A 17,184-nucleotide genomic window follows, 5' to 3' on the forward strand; every position below is an offset into this window, starting at 1 on the left:
ACATGGGTGCTTCGAATCACGTAGGGGCCATCGCGCGGCTCTCCGATTCCGAAGGCGTCTTCACCACGGCCCAGGCGAAGCGCATGGGCATCCCGCGCGACGCCCTGCACGACGCGGTCGAGTCCGGCCGCCTCGAGCGCATCGTGCGAGGCGCCTACCGGATGGTGGGGTCCGGCTCCTCCTTCACGGATGAACTGGCGGCGATATGGAAGCTCACCGCCCCGGCGAAGTTCTCCCACGAGAGGATGCGAGTCCCGGAGTGGGACGGCATCGCCGTTGGGGGCTCCACTGCCTCCGCCCTCCTCGAGATCGGAGACCTGCACCTCTCGCCGTATCGGATATACGCCTCCGGGAGGATGAATACGAGGAATCCGTCGGCGAGTTTTGCCAGGCGCGAGGTGGCGCGCAACGAGGTGAGGTTCGCATCGGGGTTCCCTGTGACGTGCCCCGAGCGCACTGTGTTCGACCTCGTCGTGGACGATGAGGAGCTCTCGCTGGTGGCGGATGTCCTGGGCGACGCTTCGAGGAAGTTCCCCGACTTCGACTACGGGAGACTCCAGAGGCTGCTCGAAGGTCGTTACGGTGAAAGGCGGGGGCGCGGGATTCACCAAGGCCTGATGGAGGACTCCGGACTTCTCGGGAAGGAGGCGCAAACATGAAGTACAAGAGCGCCGCCGCGCTCGAGATGGCGGTCAAGGCCGCCGCCGCGGCGGGGCAGAAGCCGAAGGCATGACCTGGAAGCCGACAACGTGCGGATGAGAATAGATATCTACGTCTTCGAATGAGCGCCGCTCGACGCTTTGCCCGTCGTCGGGCGGGAGAGCATGGAGAACCTTCGGGTTTTGCAAGGATGGGATCTTCAGGGCCTGACTGCACGCTTTCGGTGATGGGAAGGCCGAAGAATCTCCGGCTCTCCCGTTTCGCTGACCGCATCAGCACGGGCGATGCCGCGATTGGCTGGGAGTAGGCCGACGACTGAGGATGACCTCACTGCGAAGATGGAGGATACTCGTTCCATGGCAGTGAGCGGGGCGCGATGAGTCTGAGCGCATACATCGTCTGGTTCATGCTCGCCTCGATCGCCGGATGGCTCTTCGAGTCCGCCTACAGCATCGTGCGCAACGGCCGATGGGAGCGGCGCGGATTCCTCTTCGGCCCCCTGTGCCCGATATACGGCTTCGGCGTCGTCGCCGGGCTCCTGCTCTTCGGCAGGCCCGGAGCACTGATGGCGGATTTTCCCGCCTGGGCCGTCTTCCTCGTCAGTATGGGAGGAAGCGCCGTCCTCGAATACGGCGTCTCGGTCGCCCTCGAGCGGCTGTTCGGAGCCGTGTGGTGGGACTACTCGGACCTGCCCGCGAACCTCAACGGTCGTATCTGCCTGCCCGCATCGCTTCTGTTCGGCGCCGCAGGGGTCTTCATCGCCTCCGTCCTCGCGCCGCTGCTCAACGAGGCCGCGATGCGCATCAGCCCAGGTGCATTCGAGGTTATTGCGCTGGTGTCGGTCGCCCTGGTGGCGTGCGATACGACGGCGACGGTCATCATTCTCAGCGACCTCAAGGAGAAGATCGTCGGAATCGATGAATCCGCGAACGGATATGCGAGCATGCGCGTCGAACAGGCGGTCGGCGCCGTACGCTCGGTATCGGATCGCCTGAACGGCGGTGTCAGGAAGATCATCGGACGGCAGGGCGGACTTGATTACGTCGTCGCCCAATTGAGCGGACGGCAGTTGCGCATTCTGGTGCAACTGCGCAGATTCCGCTCGGAGGGCGTACGGGAGAAAGTCGATACCATCCGTCGCGCCGTTCAGGATCGAGGAGAAGAATGACGGGACGGGCTCTCATGGGGACGGGGAAGACCCGTTTGGCGCTGCAAGTCAGGGAAACGGCCGATGAACTTGCGAGGACGGGGCGCGTCGCCGAGATGGGGCGTTACATCCAGCACGGAAGCGTTTCCACGCTTGAGCACGTCCTGAGGGTCGCCGACAGGGCTCTGGCCTGTTCGCGAAAACTGGGCATCCGGGTCAGCGAAGACGAGCTCATCCGGGGCGCCATTCTCCACGACTACTATCTCTACGACTGGCACGATCCCAACATCAAGGGGCATGCGACGAAGCATCCCCTGAGAGCGTTGAAGAACGCGGAGGAGGATTTCCTCCTCACCGATAGGGAGCGCAACATCATCGCCGCGCACATGTGGCCGCTCCCCCCGACCCGCGTCCCCCGGTGCCGGGAGGCGTGGCTGGTCTGTTTCGCGGACAAATGGTGCTCGCTCGAGGAGACGCTGTTCATGCGCGGCGCCGCCCGCGACAAGCCCTGAAGCCCGGCGAGTCGGTCCTGCCGCCATCCGACGGTGGCGGTGCCGGTGCGAAACCCCCGAGCTTCGGCAGACATGCGTGTCTTCGGCCGGCAGGCGCCTGTATCGGTTTGAGTCAGCCAGCGCTTCCTCATGCGTGGCTCGCCTTCCCGTCACCGGTGGGACGGGCGGGCCGAAGGCATTGCTGTCTTCTGCGCGGACGCTCATCCCGCCGGACGACTCCGGGTCAGAACTCCCGTCTCTCGTAGAGCTTCACGGCGATGGCGCAGGAGAGCGCGAGGAGGGCGAGCGTCAACAGGGTGAACGCCCCGAGGAGGAACAGCAGCAGTCCGCTCGGTGTCGCAAGCGCGGCGGGGAGCACGGCCCTGAGGCGATCGCCGAAGCCGGAGGACGCGGCGAAGGAGGAGCCTCCGCCGATGAGGAATGCGAGTGCGAACATCGTGAGCATCGGGACGAAGGCGGCGGCGCCCTTCGCGCCGATCGCGGCGAACAAGGGCGTGGATAGTGCTACGGAGATGCCCGCGATCAGTGCCGATACGGCGCAGACGAAGATCCCCAGAGCGGTGGGGGAGGCGATGGTGAAAACCGAGTCGAGATCGGAGCCGGACGGGAGTGTCGGCGTGATGACAAGGCCGTAGGTCCACGAGACGAGCGAGCCGAGCAGGAAGGAGACGCACATCGCGCTCAGGGTTTCGAGGTAGCGGCCGATGATGAGTGAGCGGCGCGCTTGAGGCATTGCGAGGTGGAAGAGGCCCCACCCGTTCTGGTCGTCATTCGCCCAGAGCCTCAATGAGAGCGTGTAGGGGAGGAAGATCGCCAGCGGTGCGCCGATGACGAGGGGCGTATCCATCGCCGCCGTCATGAAGATTCCGAGGACGAGGCACACGGCGGCGGTCAGCGACAGCTGCACCTTCGTGATGGCGAGATCCGTCATGATTACTTTCTTCATCGCCGACCTCCCAGAGTCATGAGCATGTACTTCTCCACCGTTGCGGGCTCGAGTGCGATCCGGCCGAAGCGCTCAGCGAATGCGAAACGGTCGCGGACGAGGACTTCGGTGCTGTAGGCGCCGGGGACGATAGCCACCGCATCGTCGAGGGCGGACTCGGCGCGAAGCGCCTCGAGGTCGGTGCTCGAGCAGATGGCGACGCCGGCCAGTCCCGTGATCTCCTCCTTGGTCAAAGAGAAGACCGCGCGGCCCGCGTCGATGCAGGTGACCGTGTCGGCGCAGGCGTCGAGGTCGCTCGTGATGTGCGTGGACAGCAGGATGGCGCGCTCGCCCTCGGCGACGAAATCGAGGAGGATGTCGATCGTCTCAGCGCGGGCCATCGGGTCGAGGCCGGCGGTCGCCTCGTCGCAGATGAGGAGGTCGGGTTCGTGGGCCAGGGCGAAGGCGATCTGGAGCTTCATGCCCATGCCGCGCGAAAGGTCCTTGATCCTCTTCTTCGGGTCGAGGCTGAAGGCGTCGAGGTGGCGCGCGAAGAGTGCGTCGTTCCATCGCGGGTAGTTCGTCCGGCCGATCGGGCCGAGGGCGCGTACCCGGAGCTGCTCGGGGAAGGGGCAGGTGTCGAGGACGACTCCGATCCTTTCGAGGAGGCGAGTCCGCACATTCTCACTTGAGCGGGGGTCTTCGCCGAAGACTCTGATCTCGCCCTCGTCGGGGGAGGTGAGACCGAGGATCGTTTTGATCGTCGTCGTCTTCCCGGCGCCGTTGCGCCCGACGAATCCGGCGATCGTGCCCGCTTCGACGTTCAGGTTCACGCCGTCGAGGGTGAAACCGGGGTAGGTCTTCTTCAGGCCGGTGACCCTCAGAATGTCGCTCATCGATGGTCCTTTCGGTTCGCCGCTGCGCTCATCGTGCATCTGCGGCGAGGAGATCGATCATCTCGTGGAGGTCCTTGGCGTCGAGTCCGAGGGCGGCCCCGTCCTCGACGATCGCGGCGAGCCTTGATTCGAGGGTGCGCAGGGCCTCCTCCCGTTGCAGTTCGAGGCTGCCGCCGGTGACGAAGCTGCCCTTGCCCTGGACGGAGTCGATGAAGCCCGCTGCTTCAAGGTCGGCGTAGGCTCGTTTCGTCGTGATCACGCTGACCTTGAGGTCGTTCGCGAGCGCCCGGATCGAGGGGAGCGCCTGTCCGGGCGCGAGTTCGCCCGAGAGGATCGCATCGCGGATCCGGCTCGCGATCTGCTCGTAGATAGGCTTGTTCGACGAGTTCGAGATGATGATGTCCATAGTTCTCCTGAGGGTTCCTCGCGGCCGCGAGGAACCCGATGACCGATGCATCTGATTATGGAGTGTATATGCAATATGCACACCGGTCAAGGAGTTTCGCTGCGGGTGCGCAGGCTATATCGAGGAGATCGCGGCCCTCATTGAGGCCTGCGCGCCTCCCGTCCTTTCTTGGGAGGGGTTCGCCTAAGCCCTGTCGGCGCCCTCGGGGCCAAAGAGGAATCCGATGACGTCATTGAGGCCGTCGGCCACGGCGGTCGCCATCGCGCGGTGCTCCTCGTCCGGCGCCTGCATATCCGGAATGCAGATCACCCGCATTCCCGCCTTGACCGCCGCCTCGATCCCCATCGTCGAATCCTCGAGCACGAGGCACTCGCTCGGATCGATGCCGAGGCGGGACGCGGCGAGGAGGAAGACCTCCGGGTCGGGCTTGCCGCGGGAGATGTCCTCGGCGAAGGCGCTCGCCGCGAAAAAGCCGGCGAGCCCGTGCTGCTCGAGGATGCTCATCGCGCGGGACCTTAGCGACGAGGAGGCGACTGCTATCCCATAGCCGTGCGTCTTGAGATGCTCCAGCAATTCGCGGGCGCCGGGCTTGAGGGGCACGCCTTCGGCGCGGAGGACGGCCTCGTCGGCGTGAATCCGCCGAGCGACCTCCTCGCTGGACACTGGGAGCCCGAAATCGGCGACGAAAGCCCGGGCGATCGCGGGAACGGGCCTGCCCGCATAACCGGTCGAGTAGTCGTCGCGGGTGAAAGCGTGCCCGTAGTCGGCGAGGATCTCGGCGTAGACGCGGTGGAAAAGCGTCTCCGAGTCCACCAGCAGTCCGTCGAAGTCGAAGATGACGGCGCGGATCATCGGCCCTCCTTTGGCTGCGAGCCCCGTGCTCGCCCTCCTTCAAAGATAGTGGGAGAGCAGGCTTTCGGTGCGTGCGGGCTCCGGTGCGGGCGGCTCCTGCGCCGCCATTCCTCGAAAAGCGCCCAAGAGGGGCTGCGCGCATGCGTCGAGCGCATGTTGGTCACTTTTTGGGGAGTGTGAGGGGCCCGCTCTGCTTGAGGGGCGGAGTGGTAGGGCTGAGGAGCGGCCTGCGGGAGCGCCTGTCCGGCTTGACGAGGGAGGGGATGCGCACAATACTGAACACTGTTCATTGAACAGTGTTCAGTATTTGTTCCGCAGGAGGCGGCCCTATGCCGAAGCAGGTCATCGATAAGCCCCGACTCATCGACGCCGCCTACACCATTGCGGAAGAAGAAGGGCTCAGCGCCCTGTCCATCCGCAAGCTCGCCGCAGCATGCTCGATCTCCATCGGCTCGGTCTACACCTACTTCCCGACGAAGGCCGACCTCGTCTTCGCCGTCGTCGAACGCTTCTTCGCGCGGAGCATCGTCGAGGACTTCTGCCGCGCCGAACCCGACGAGGGCTTCGTCCGCTTCATCCGTCGTTTCAAAACGGCGATGGATGAACTCATGGGGGAGTACGCCTCGACCTGGCTCACCGAGATCCAAACACTGCCGCGAGACGAGCGCGAACGCGGCCGAGAGGCCGCCCTCGCCCGACTCGGGCACATGCGCCACGGACTCGTCCAGGTCCTGCGCACCGACCCGCGGATCGCCCCCGGCGTGCTCGTCGGTCCGCTCGACCCCGAAGCCCTCGCCTCCTTCGTCACCGACCGGCTCATCGCCGCGCTTCGCGACAAGGAAGACCTCGACACCCTCTTCGCCCTCCTGGAGCGCGCGCTCTACAGCGCCCATCCGAGCGAATGATCCCCCGCCCGTGCTTCTCACCATTGAAGGAACGACCCCATGACCCCCATGCTGGGGGCGGCCATCGCCGCCATCACCACAGCCCTCCTCCTCTACACGATCGGGGTCTTCGGCGAACAGCGCGCCGGAGTCCTCACCGGACGCCACCTCGGCTTCTTCTGGGCGGGCTTCGCCTTCGACTCGATCGGCACCTCGATCATGGGGCGAATCGCCTCAGCCGATGACGGCGCCGGCTCCGGCCTCCACGCGGCGACCGGCGCGATCCCCCTCGTCCTCATGGCGGTCCACGCGGTGTGGGCGAGCATCGTCCTCGCCTGCAAGGATCAGCGCCGTCTCGCCCAGTTCCACACCCTCTCGCGCATCGTCTGGCTCTTCTGGCTCATCCCGTACCTCATCGGGATGCTCCTCGGCATCCCGGGGCTGAGCCTGTCCGACGCAGGGGTGACGCTCCTCGCCGCAAGCCTCGTCGCGGCTCTCGCCCTCGTCCTCGAACTGACCGGCCGTCGGACCCGCGAAGGCGCGCCGATCCTCGCCGTGCGGCGCGAGAACCTGCTCGTCGTCGCCGGAATCGTGTGGATCATCGCAGGCCTCAACGTCGTCAACATCGGCCTTCGCGCGGCCGCCGAACTCGGCGGCGCTCAGCTCCCCGTCATCGCCCTCCTCCTGATCGGCGGGCTCGCGGTCTTCACGGCCTTCCACGCGATGTTCGGCCGCATCGTCAAGAAGAACGCCGCGCGGATCCGCGCTCTCGCGGGAGAGGCGGCCAGCCCGCTGCGCTTCCTCGACGCGAAGGGGTACCTCATCATGGTGGTCATGATGGGTGGAGGAATCGGGCTGCGCGTCGTCGGCCTCATCCCCGCCTGGTTCGTCTCCTTCTTCTACACGGGCCTGGGCACTGCGCTCGCCCTGACGGGCGCCGGGTTCCTCATGCACCGCCGCAGGGGAGCGGGCTGGACCTACCACTCCTTCGGCCGCGCTCAAGCGCCCGCCGCCTGAGGGGCGCGTCAGAGGGCGGGCGGCCGACCCCGAGCCCTTGGGCTCTGGGCGTGCGCCTCGCGGTCCGCCGCCCCGCCCTCGTCCATCCGCGATTCACGCCATCGCGCGACGCCGATTCTCGACGCCGATCAGAGCTTGCCGCCGTACACGGGGAAGAAGGAGCTCTCACCGTAGTCGGGCAGCCCGCCCGCGGCGTTGAGGAGCGCCATGTCCTGCTCGGCGATCTCGAAGTCGAGCGCCGCGTTCTCGCGCATGCGATCCGGGTTCCTCGTCTTCGGGAGCGCGACCATGCCGAGCTGGAGGACGTAGCGGATGCACAGCTGGGCGACCGTCACGCCGTACTTCGCGGCCATCTGCGCGATCCCCTCGATCCGGGCGGCCTCGCCGTGCGCGATGGGGGAGTAGGCCTCGACGAGGATCCCCTCATCGGCGCAGAAACGTGCGAGATCGAAGGGGACATTGCCCACGTGCGCCAGCACCTGATTGACCGCGGGCCTCACCTCGCAGGCGTCCAGGATCGAGCGCAGATCGCCCTCGAGGAAGTTCGACACGCCGATCGCGCGGAGCCTGCCCGCCCCAAGCGCGTCCTCGAGAGCGCGATAGGCCGCGATATTCCCCTCGACGTGGCGGTCCTGCGACTGATTGACCTCCGCCCACGGCTGGGGCGAGTGGATGATCATCATGTCGAGGTAGTCCAGGCCCGTCGTCGCCAGCGTGCGCTCGATCCCGGCCGCGGCCTCCTCGTAAGTCTTGTGCTCGGCGGCGACCTTCGAGACGACGAAGAGCTCCTCGCGTGCGACGCCGCTCGTGCGGACCGCCTCGCCGACGCCGCGCTCGTTCCCGTAGGCCTGCGCGGTGTCGATGTGGCGGTAGCCGATCCCGATCGCCGCGCGGACCGCGCCTGCGACCGAGGCGTCGTCAATGAGCCACGTGCCGAGGGCGAGCTTGGGGATCTCGACGCCATTGTTCAAGGTGAATGTCTCGTTGAGGATCATGGGTGAATCTCTCTTCCTGATGTAAGGGGTCATTGAAGGGGATGAGGGCTCCGGCTCCGGCGCGCGTCGCGCCTACAGCCACTTCCGCTTCTTGAAGTAGAAGAGCGAACCGACCGCGACCAGCGCCGACAACGCGATGACCGCGGGGTAGCCCCAGGCCGAGGAGAGCTCGGGCATGTCCGCGAAGTTCATGCCGTACCAGCCCGCGATGAGCGTGAGCGGCGCGAAGATCACGGTCACGACGGTGAGGACCGTCATGATGTGGTTCTGCTCGATGTCGAGGTGCATCTTGTAGAGGTCGCGCATCTGGAGCGCCTGGTCGCGCAGGGACGACGACTGGTCGCGGAGCTTGTCCAGGCGCGAGTACACGGTCCGGAAGTAGCGGATGTCCTCCTCGGCGAAGAAGCCGTTCTCGTTCTCCTCGAAGAGGGTGATGAGATCCATGAGGTGGTCGTAGTGATCGTCGAGGTCGCGCAGCTCGGATCGCATGTGGTTGATCCGCTGCGGCGCGTCCCCGGCCCGGTCCTCCATGATCGCAGCCTCCATCGCGTCGAGCTCGCGCTCGTATTCGCGCAGGACCTGCGGATCGCCCTTGATGATCTGGGAGAGGAAGTCGGCGAGGAAGCGCTCGAGCCCGGGCTTCCTCCACCGCTTCGTCTGGGCGATCGCCGTGACGAGGGCGGCGGCGTTGCGATCGGCGTCGATGAAGACGACGCCCTTCTCATCGAGCGCGAAGGCGAAACGGGTCTCCGGGAGGTCGGGGTCGGCCCGGTCGGGGATGAAGATCGTCCCCGTGATCGCGTCGTAGTTCGCGCTCGCCTGGGTGTCGAGGGCGGCCGTGATGTCCGGGTCGAACTCGATCCCCATGTCGTAGGCGTCCTGTCCGGCGGCCCACTCCTGCGGGGTGAGGACGGCGACAAAAGGCGACCCGGAACCGGGGATCTCATCGATCTCGCACGCTTCGAGTCTTTCGCGGATGAGGTAATGCATCGACGTCTCTCCTCGGGGCCTGGGTGGAATCTTCCGGCTGGGACGGTGCGAGGGGCGAGGAACCCCGCAGTCGACGATCGTACGCGCGACCGACGAGGGGACGCGGCGGCTCAGAGGGCCGCGTACTCCTCGTCGCCGACCGGGGCGAGCCACTCGTTCGAGGCGTTCTCGCCGGGAACGGCGATCGCCAGGTGCGAGAACCAGGAGTCGGCGCGGGCCCCGTGCCCGCCCTCGTCCTCGGGCCCCTAGACGTCCTTCGCGAAGCGGAAGGCGCCCCACGCGTTCGGCTACCCCGCGTAGAAGGCGAGGCGGGTGAGGATGTTCGCGATCTCGGAGCGGGAAACGCCATTCGCCTTCGCCGTGACGAGGTGGTAGCGGAGCGACTCGTTGACGACGCCCTTGGAGACGAGGGCGGTGACGGTGACGATCGAGCGGGTCTTGAGGTCGAGCTCCTCGGGGCGGATCGGCGGGGCCTGCCCGAAGAGGACGTCGTCGTTGAGGGCGGCGAACTGCGGGGCGAAGTCGCCGAGCGAATCGCGCCCGGCTGTTTGCGCGACCATTTCTGTGCGATGTTTCAGTGTGCGCCCATCGGTCGAGGCGTGCGTCCCTTCATACGAGCGCGCGCACTGACGATCCTGGCCGGCGAGTGCCCGACTCCGTTCCGACGAACGGCCCCGCCCTCGTACCCCGGGCGGTCATGCTCCCCGTCGGCTGAGGGAATGCTTTCGGCGGGGCAAGGTGATGCTTTCGGCGGGGCAAGGTGATGCTTTCGGCGGGGCAAGGTGATGCTTTCGGCGGCTGAAAGTGATGCTTTCGGCGGGGCGCGGGCGATCCGGATAGGCTGGGCCGACGGGCGGCGGTGACGATCAACGATGCCGATCGACGAGGCCGTGCCCAAAACGGATCGGGAAACGGGGAAGGGCGATGAACGACGACAGGAAGCGGATCCTCATCGGAGTCGCCGCCGCCCTCGTCTGCGAAATCCTCTTCGGCCTGTCCTACACCTTCACGAAGAACGCGATGAAGTCGGCTGACGAGATCGACCTCCTCGGCTGGAGATTCCTCCTCGCATTCGCCTCGATCGTCCTCCTGCGGGCCCTCGGCCTCCTGCGGACCAGCTTCCGGGGCAAGGACCCGAAACCCCTCCTCCTCATCTGCCTGCTCAACCCCTTCCTCTACTTCATCGGCGAGACCTTCGGGATCGCGCGGACGAGCGCCTCCGAATCAGGGGTCTTCCTCGCCTGCATCCCCGTCACCGCGATCGCCGCATCCTCCGTCATCCTCGGCAAACGCCCCTCCCAGCGCCAGGTCGTCGGGATCATCACGACCCTCATCGGAGTCGTCACCGCCGTCCTCGCGACAGGCCTCCAGCTCACCTTCTCGCCGAGCGGATACGCGATCCTCGTCCTCGCCGTCCTCGCCTACTCCCTCTACTCGGTCTACGTCGAGCGCGCCCGCGAGTTCACCGGCGTTGAAATCACCTTCGTCATGCTCGCCGGCGGCGCCGCATCCTTCGGAACGATCCTCGTCGTGAAGCACCTTCGGACGGGGACTCTCAGCGAGATCCTCACCCTGCCCTTCGCCGACACGGGCTTCGGCGCAGCCGTCGTCTACCAGGGGATCGCCTGCTCGATGATCGCCTTCTTCGCGGCGAACACGGCGATCGCCAAGCTCGGCGTCAACGCGACCTCCTCCTTCGTCGGCGTCTCCGCCGTCGTCGCGATCCTCGCCGGCGTCGCCGTCCTCGGCGAACGCGTCACCCTCCTCCAGATCCTCGGCATGGGACTCATCCTCCTCGGCGTCTACATCGCGAACGCCGCACGGCCCAAGCCTTTTCGGCGCGCGGCCGCTACCGTAGAACCGTGAGAACGAAACCGGGCACCGCCGCCATCCGCTCCTGGAGCAGAGCCCGCCGCATCGCTGCGAGGACCGTCTTCCTCCTCGTCGCCCTCGTCTCGGTCGTCCTCGTCGTCTACGTCGCCCTCGGCATCGCAGCCGCCCAGACCCCGGTGCGCGACCCCATGACCTGGATCCACATCGGCGTCCTCGCCCTCGACGCCGTCGGATGCGTCACCATCATCGTCTACGACTTCGTCGTCGCGACGAGGTCCGTGAAACTCCTCGTCCGCGCGACGCTCTTCGCCGTCATCGTCGCCCTCCTCATCGACGTCGGACGCAACGGCATCGAACTCTGGCAGCTCTACTACCTCCTCCAAGCGGCCCTCATCATCGGCTTCGAGACCGCGACGGACGACGAGCTGCGGCGGGGGCACCGCCTGAGGCGCCCCTGGGAAAGGGGAGGCAACCCGAAGCGAAGGGGCTACATCCCCCTCAACTTCTTCAACCTCTTCTGGGTCTTCCTCGTCGCCTCGATCGTCGGACTCGGCATCGAAGTCCTGTGGCGCCTCCTGACGGTCGGCGCGCTGGAGAGCCGGGCCGGACTCCTGTGGGGGCCGTTCTCGCCGATCTACGGATTCGGGGCGCTCCTCATGACGATCGCCCTCAACCGGTGGTGGAACTCCCCCAAGACCGTCATCGTCCTCGTATCGGCGCTGATCGGCGGCGCCTTCGAATTCGCGGTGAGCTGGTGGATGGAGTACTCCTTCGGCATCATCGCCTGGGACTACTCGAAGGAGCTCCTCAACATCGACGGGCGCACCGACCTCGCCCACTGCCTCGCCTGGGGGCTCCTCGGACTCGTCTGGATCCGCCTCCTCCTCCCGGACCTCCTCGAGCTCGTCGAACGGATCCCCCTCACATGGCGCGCCGCCCTCACCGTCGCCACGGCCCTGTTCATCATCGTCGACGCCTGCATGACGCTCCTCGTCCTCGACCGGTGGCAGGCTCGCGAAGCGGGGGCCGCATCGACCAGTGCGATCGACGCCTTCATCGACTCCCACTACGACGAGCGCTTCATGCAGACCCGATTCGAGACGATGACGATCGGGGACAAACCCGCATCCCCGCTCGAGGTCACCGGCCCCTGAAGCCCGTCGGCCGACTCGACGCCCCCGGGCTCCGGCCTCACAGCGCGAGGGCGACGGTCGACGCGACGGCGAGGACCAGGCCCGCCCGCGCCCGCGACGAAAGGCGCTCGCCGAGGACGACGCGCGCGAAGACGAGCGAAACGAGGAAGGAGAGCTTGTCGATCGGGACGACGCCGTGCGCCGGACCGATCCGCAGCGCCCGGTAGAAGAAGAGCCACGAGGCGCCGGTCGCCAGACCCGAGGCGATGAGGAAGCCGAGCTCGCGGCGGTCGATCGCGCGGACGAAGCGCCACTTGCCGCGGCCGATGACGATAGCGAAGGCCAGCACGACGACGACGCAAGTCCGGATCGCCGTCGCGAGGTCCGAGGGGACGCCCTCGACGCCAACTTTTCCGAGGATCGAGGTGAGGGCCGCGAACACCGCCGAGCCGATCGCCCACAGGAGCCAGGAGTTGAAGGGCCCGCCGTGCGGCTCCGAGGGCGGTGCCACGCCCGGATCGGAGGGCTGCGCCGCGGGGAGCATGAGGAGTGCACCCGCGAAATAAGCGACGAGCGCGAGGACCTTGAGGGGCGAGGCGGACTCGCCCAGGAGCAGGAAGGCGAGGATCACCGTCAGGGGCGTGCTCGCCTTGTCGATCGGCGTCACCGCCGACACAGGTCCTTTCGCGAGGGCGTGGAAGTAGCAGATCCACGAGGCGCCCGTCGCCGCGCCCGAGGCGATGAGGAAGCCCCACGCCGAGGCCGGGATCGCGCCGATCCCGGAAACGGTCCCGGACAGGACGGAGACGACCCACGCGAGGACGAGGACGATCGCCGTCCGCAGGGCGGTCGCGACATCGGAGTCGGTCGACCTCACGCCGAGTTTGGCGAGGATCGAGGTGAGCCCCGCGAACAGGGCGGACAGGGCCGCATCGAGCGCCCACATGACATCCTCCTCCGGGTCGCGACGGATCCCCCCAAGGCTACGCCCGAGTCGGAGGGGCTACGCTCAAGAGGGCCTGCATCTGAGTCGGGAGGGCCTACGCCCTCCGGCGGCGCGGAGGCGAGTTCGCCGCCCTGCCTCGGCGCGAGCGAGTACCGGATAAACTGAGAGCACTCATCAATGGCGACGAGGAATCGGGGGAGGGCGACATGGCGGCCGCGATCGCGCGATTCCTCGTGAGGGCCCGCTACGCGATCTTCGCGCTCATGGTCCTCGCGACGCTCGTCGCCGGGCTCCTGGCTCCACGCGTCGGCGTCATCACCGACATGGCGGAGTTCTTGCCCAACGACTCCCGGATGCGCGACGGCCTCGCCCTCATGGACGAGGAATTCCCGGCATCCGAACAGCTTTCGACGACGCGCGTGATGTTCGAAGGGCTGTCGGCCGGCGAAGAACAGCGCATCGTCTCCGAAATGGAAGACATCCCCGGAGTGGAGGAAGTCGCCTTCGACCCCGAATCCGATGCCTTCCGCAAAGGCGAACACAGCCTCTTCATCCTCCGCTCGACCGCGCCCTACGGCTCCGAAACGGACCGCGCGATCCAAGGGGCCGTGGAGGAGCGCTTCCGCGCCGAGCAACCGGTGATCCGTTCGGACAACCCCTCGCAGGCCGCTGAGCTCCCCCTCTGGATCATCGGCGTCGCCGTCGGCCTCCTCACGCTGATCCTCCTCATCATGTCGGCCTCGTGGATCGAGCCCTTCCTCTTCCTCCTGGCGATCGGGATGGCCGTCGTCCTCAACCTGGGGACCAACCTCATCCGCGGCTCGGTCGCCGACATCACCTTCACGATCGGGGCGATCCTCCAACTGGTCCTCTCCATGGACTACTCGATCATCCTCATGAACCGCTACCGGCACGAGCGCGCACTCGAGGACTCGAAGACCGAAGCGATGGTGAAGGCCCTGCGCGGAGCCTTCTCCTCGATCGTCTCCTCCTCGATGACGACCGTCGTCGGCCTCCTCATGCTGTGCTTCATGTCCCTGGGGATCGGGCTCGACCTCGGCATCGCCCTCGCCAAAGGCGTCTTCTTATCGATGCTCAGCGTCTTCACGGTCCTGCCGACGCTCATCCTCCTCTCCGACAAGGCCCTGGCGGCGACGCGCAAGCCCTACCTCAAGCCGGACATGTCGCCCCTGGCCCGCTTCGAATACCGCTTCCGCAAGCCGATCACCGCATTCTTCATCCTCATCTTCGCGGGATCGTGGGTGAGCGCCGCCGGCACCCCCATCGCCTACACCCTGAGCAAGGACGATCCCATCGCCGAGGTCTTCCCGACGGAGAACCCGATCGTCCTCGTCTACGCGAACACGGACGAGGACGCCATCGCCCGACTCGCGAAACGGATCGAGGGCGAGCCCTTCGTCCGCTCCGTGTCCGCCCATTCGACGACGATCGGCGCGCAGCGCACCCTGCCCGACATGGCGGCCGCCCTCGAAGAACTCGACGGGGGAGGGATGGCCCTCGATGAAGAGGCCCTGCGCCTCATCTACTTCCTCGCCCACGGCGGTGAAGCGACCGAGAAGATGACGCTCCGGGAGTTCATCTCATTCCTCCACTCCGATCGGCAGGCATCGGCGCGAATGGCCCCGGGCCTCGGCGAGCGGCTGAACGAGCTCATGCCCTACCTCGACCGAACAGCGATGACCACGCCGATGGACGCCGCCGAACTCGCCCCCGTCCTGCGCATGAGCGAAGAGGACGCGCGAGGGATCCTCCTCCAGCACGCCGTGGGCGACCCGACGATTCAGGCCGACTCGATGACCCTCGCCCAGTTCGTCGACTTCCTCCTCGACGATCTCGCCAACGATCCGCGCTACGCCTCGCTGCTCGCCCCCTCGGCGATGATCCAGGCCCACTCCCTCGCCCCCTTCACCGACGCCGCCACGATGACGACGCCGATCGGCTCGGAGCAGATGGCCGCCCTGCTGGGAACCGATCCCGCGCAGATGGCGCTCCTGTACGCGCGCCTCGCAGCCGAATCCGGCTCCTACAGTGGGGTCTCGGCCCTGCCCGCGGCCCACCTCAGCGCCCTTCGCGCGCTCTCAAGCGCGATCCCTGCCGACCAGGGCGGCATGACGGCGGAACAGGCGACGGCCCTCGCCGCCCTCGCACCCTTCACCGAGCAGAAGACGCTCACCACCCCGATGGACGCCCAGGGCCTGGCAGCCCTCTTCTCAATGCCCATCGAGCAGGTCGAAGCCGTCCTCGCCCTGCTCCACCCCATGAGTGGATCCGGGCCGGACGCGCCCCCTGCGGCCGAAGCGATCGCCTTCCTCGACGCACTGGTCCAGCACGTTCTGACGGATCCCGCGGCCAGTGCGGCAGCGGGTATCGACTCGGCCACCGGCGCCAGGCTCCGCGCGCTCCACACGATCGCCGCTTCCACCGCGAAGTCGACCCCGATGCCGCTCGCGGACTTCGCCAGGGCCGCCGGAATCGATCCGCAGATCCTCGCCCTCGCCCACGCGGTGGGGGCGACGCAGGACGCCGCGCAGCGCACCCATTCCCCTCGTGAAATCGTCGGGATCCTCGTCAACGATCCGATGAGCGCGAGCCGGAGGGGTGAACTCGAACGCCTCCACAGGATCGTCAACGACACGGTCGCCGGGCGCGCCTACACGCCCGCGGCCCTCGCCTCCCTCACGGGCATCTCGGACCTGCACGCACGCCAACTCGCGCTCCTGCGCACCGCGAAATACTCCGATTCGAGCTCGTGGCGGATGAGCCCGCAGGCGGCGATCGCATTCCTCGTCGACACGGTCCTCACCTCGCCCGAATCCGCGGGCCGTTTCACCTCCGAACAGGCGACGGACCTCAGGCGCCTGCGGGCGATCATCGACGCGGGAGCCGAGCAGACGGCCTTCACACCCGCGCAGCTCGCCTCCTTCTTCCACCGCATCGGCTCCGAGGCCGACGCCGCATCGATCGGACTCGCCTATCTCGCCCACGCCGCGAAGACCTGGGACGGCACGGGAAGGACCCTGTCGATCGCCGAACTCGTCGATGCGCTCACCTCGAGGATCCTCCCCGATCAGCGCTTCGCTCCCTTCATCGACGCCGAATCGCGCGCCGCCGTTGAAGACGCGCGCGAGAAGATCTCCAAGGCGCTCATCCAACTCGTCGGCGCGAAGCACTCGCGGCTCATCATCACCACGACGCTCCCCGTCGAATCCGAACAGACCGAGCGCTTCGTCTCCGGACTCTTCTCGAGCTGCGAAGGCCTCGAAGGAGGGTGCCGTCTCGTCGGGGACTCCGTGCTCATCCACGAGATGCGTCAATCCTTCGACACGGAGATGACGCTCATCTCCCTCCTCACGGTGGGGGCGATCTTCCTCGTCGTCGCCCTCACCTTCTTCTCCCTGTCCGTCCCCGCACTCCTCGTCCTCCTCGTCCAATGCGGAGTCTTCCTCACGACCACGACGATCGGACTGCAGGGCTACGCCAACTACTACCTCGCCCAGCTCATGGTGCAGTGCATCCTCATGGGCGCGACCATCGACTACGGCATCCTCCTCACCACGCAGTACCGCGAGGCCAGGCGCTCGCTCGAACCCGTGGAGGCGATCGGCCGCGCGCTCAAGCGCTCGATCCACACGATCGCCACATCCGGCTCCATCATGATCCTCGTCACCGGGATCCTCGGCTTCCTCTTCGAGAACCCCACGGTCGGTCAGATCTGCCGAACCATCGCGATCGGCGCACTCGCCGCGACCGCCCTCATCCTCTTCGTGCTGCCGGGACTCCTCGTCGCCCTCGATCGCTTCGTCGCCGGAAGGACGAGGCTCGGAGCGGCCGCTCATGCGAAGACGGGGAGGAAGCGCCCGCCTGAGGTCGAGCGCAGCCTCGCATCCGCCACCCGGATCACCGCGTCCTCGGCGGATCCCCACGGGGGTAATGCTTTCGATGCGGAAAAGTGATGATCTCGAGGGAG

Annotated in this window: 16 protein-coding genes; 8 read left to right on the forward strand and 8 right to left on the reverse strand. The window is 66.9% G+C overall.

Annotation, left to right across the window (positions count from 1 at the left end):
* The first annotated feature begins 2 nt into the window (after positions 1-2).
* The 3 genes from HD592_RS03590 to HD592_RS03600 all read left to right on the forward strand — a co-directional run bounded on the left by HD592_RS03590 (position 3) and on the right by HD592_RS03600 (position 2,319).
* Entirely contained in the window at positions 3-659 is a 657-nt protein-coding gene (locus HD592_RS03590) for a type IV toxin-antitoxin system AbiEi family antitoxin domain-containing protein (RefSeq protein ID WP_184451945.1), read from the forward strand.
* Between the two features lie 377 nt (positions 660-1,036).
* Complete coding sequence (locus tag HD592_RS03595) at positions 1,037-1,828, forward strand: putative ABC transporter permease (protein ID WP_184451947.1); 792 nt, start codon at positions 1,037-1,039, stop codon at positions 1,826-1,828.
* Positions 1,825-2,319 carry an HD domain-containing protein gene (locus tag HD592_RS03600; protein ID WP_221437806.1) on the forward strand — a complete coding sequence of 165 codons (495 nt, stop codon included), beginning with the start codon at positions 1,825-1,827 and terminating at the stop codon, positions 2,317-2,319. Before HD592_RS03595 ends, HD592_RS03600 begins: the two co-directional genes overlap by 4 nt.
* Positions 2,320-2,542: 223 nt before the next feature.
* Here the strand turns inward: HD592_RS03600 and HD592_RS03605 are convergent, their stop codons facing one another.
* The 4 genes from HD592_RS03605 to HD592_RS03620 all read right to left on the reverse strand — a co-directional run bounded on the left by HD592_RS03605 (position 2,543) and on the right by HD592_RS03620 (position 5,398).
* Entirely contained in the window at positions 2,543-3,265 is a 723-nt protein-coding gene (locus tag HD592_RS03605) for an ABC-2 transporter permease (RefSeq protein ID WP_184451948.1), read from the reverse strand.
* The gene (locus tag HD592_RS03610) at positions 3,262-4,140 is read right to left on the reverse strand and encodes an ABC transporter ATP-binding protein (RefSeq protein ID WP_184451950.1); all 879 of its coding nucleotides are present in this window, start codon (positions 4,138-4,140) and stop codon (positions 3,262-3,264) included. Before HD592_RS03610 ends, HD592_RS03605 begins: the two co-directional genes overlap by 4 nt.
* Positions 4,141-4,168: 28 nt before the next feature.
* Positions 4,169-4,546 (reverse strand): GntR family transcriptional regulator, encoded by a 378-nt coding sequence (locus HD592_RS03615; protein WP_184451952.1) that lies wholly within the window; start codon positions 4,544-4,546, stop codon positions 4,169-4,171.
* A gap of 183 nt (positions 4,547-4,729) precedes the next feature.
* Positions 4,730-5,398: an HAD family hydrolase gene (locus HD592_RS03620; protein WP_184451954.1), complete on the reverse strand. Its 669-nt coding sequence runs from the start codon at positions 5,396-5,398 to the stop codon at positions 4,730-4,732.
* Between the two features lie 329 nt (positions 5,399-5,727).
* On the opposite strand from HD592_RS03620, the gene HD592_RS03625 reads away from it, so the two are divergent.
* Complete coding sequence (locus tag HD592_RS03625) at positions 5,728-6,303, forward strand: TetR/AcrR family transcriptional regulator (protein WP_184451955.1); 576 nt, start codon at positions 5,728-5,730, stop codon at positions 6,301-6,303.
* 39 nt (positions 6,304-6,342) lie between these two features.
* Positions 6,343-7,299, forward strand: coding sequence for an HsmA family protein (locus HD592_RS11880; protein ID WP_221437807.1), 957 nt, complete (start codon positions 6,343-6,345; stop codon positions 7,297-7,299).
* Positions 7,300-7,427: 128 nt separating this feature from the next.
* On the opposite strand, the gene HD592_RS03640 is transcribed toward HD592_RS11880, so the two are convergent.
* From HD592_RS03640 to HD592_RS12575, 3 genes are all read right to left on the reverse strand, one after another.
* Positions 7,428-8,294 (reverse strand): aldo/keto reductase, encoded by an 867-nt coding sequence (locus tag HD592_RS03640; protein WP_184451958.1) that lies wholly within the window; start codon positions 8,292-8,294, stop codon positions 7,428-7,430.
* Positions 8,295-8,366: 72 nt separating this feature from the next.
* Positions 8,367-9,284: a magnesium transporter CorA family protein gene (locus HD592_RS03645; RefSeq protein WP_184451960.1), complete on the reverse strand. Its 918-nt coding sequence runs from the start codon at positions 9,282-9,284 to the stop codon at positions 8,367-8,369.
* Between the two features lie 287 nt (positions 9,285-9,571).
* A complete protein-coding gene (locus HD592_RS12575; protein WP_281398991.1) occupies positions 9,572-9,844 on the reverse strand; it encodes a carboxymuconolactone decarboxylase family protein in 273 nt (90 codons plus the stop codon).
* A 364-nt stretch (positions 9,845-10,208) separates the two neighbouring features.
* Between HD592_RS12575 and HD592_RS03655 the strand changes: the two genes are divergently transcribed.
* Complete coding sequence (locus HD592_RS03655; RefSeq protein ID WP_184451961.1) at positions 10,209-11,150, forward strand: DMT family transporter; 942 nt, start codon at positions 10,209-10,211, stop codon at positions 11,148-11,150.
* On the forward strand, positions 11,147-12,271 hold the full coding sequence (locus HD592_RS03660; protein WP_184451963.1) for a putative ABC transporter permease: 1,125 nt from the start codon (positions 11,147-11,149) through the stop codon (positions 12,269-12,271). Before HD592_RS03655 ends, HD592_RS03660 begins: the two co-directional genes overlap by 4 nt.
* 37 nt (positions 12,272-12,308) lie before the next feature.
* Here HD592_RS03660 and HD592_RS03665 read toward each other — a convergent pair whose 3' ends face one another.
* Complete coding sequence (locus HD592_RS03665; RefSeq protein WP_184451965.1) at positions 12,309-13,196, reverse strand: EamA family transporter; 888 nt, start codon at positions 13,194-13,196, stop codon at positions 12,309-12,311.
* Positions 13,197-13,402: 206 nt separating this feature from the next.
* On the opposite strand from HD592_RS03665, the gene HD592_RS03670 reads away from it, so the two are divergent.
* Positions 13,403-17,170 carry an MMPL family transporter gene (locus tag HD592_RS03670; protein ID WP_184451967.1) on the forward strand — a complete coding sequence of 1,256 codons (3,768 nt, stop codon included), beginning with the start codon at positions 13,403-13,405 and terminating at the stop codon, positions 17,168-17,170.
* Positions 17,171-17,184: the final 14 nt, after the last annotated feature.

The sequence above is a fragment of the Schaalia hyovaginalis genome, from assembly GCF_014208035.1.
GTDB lineage: Bacteria > Actinomycetota > Actinomycetes > Actinomycetales > Actinomycetaceae > Pauljensenia > Pauljensenia hyovaginalis.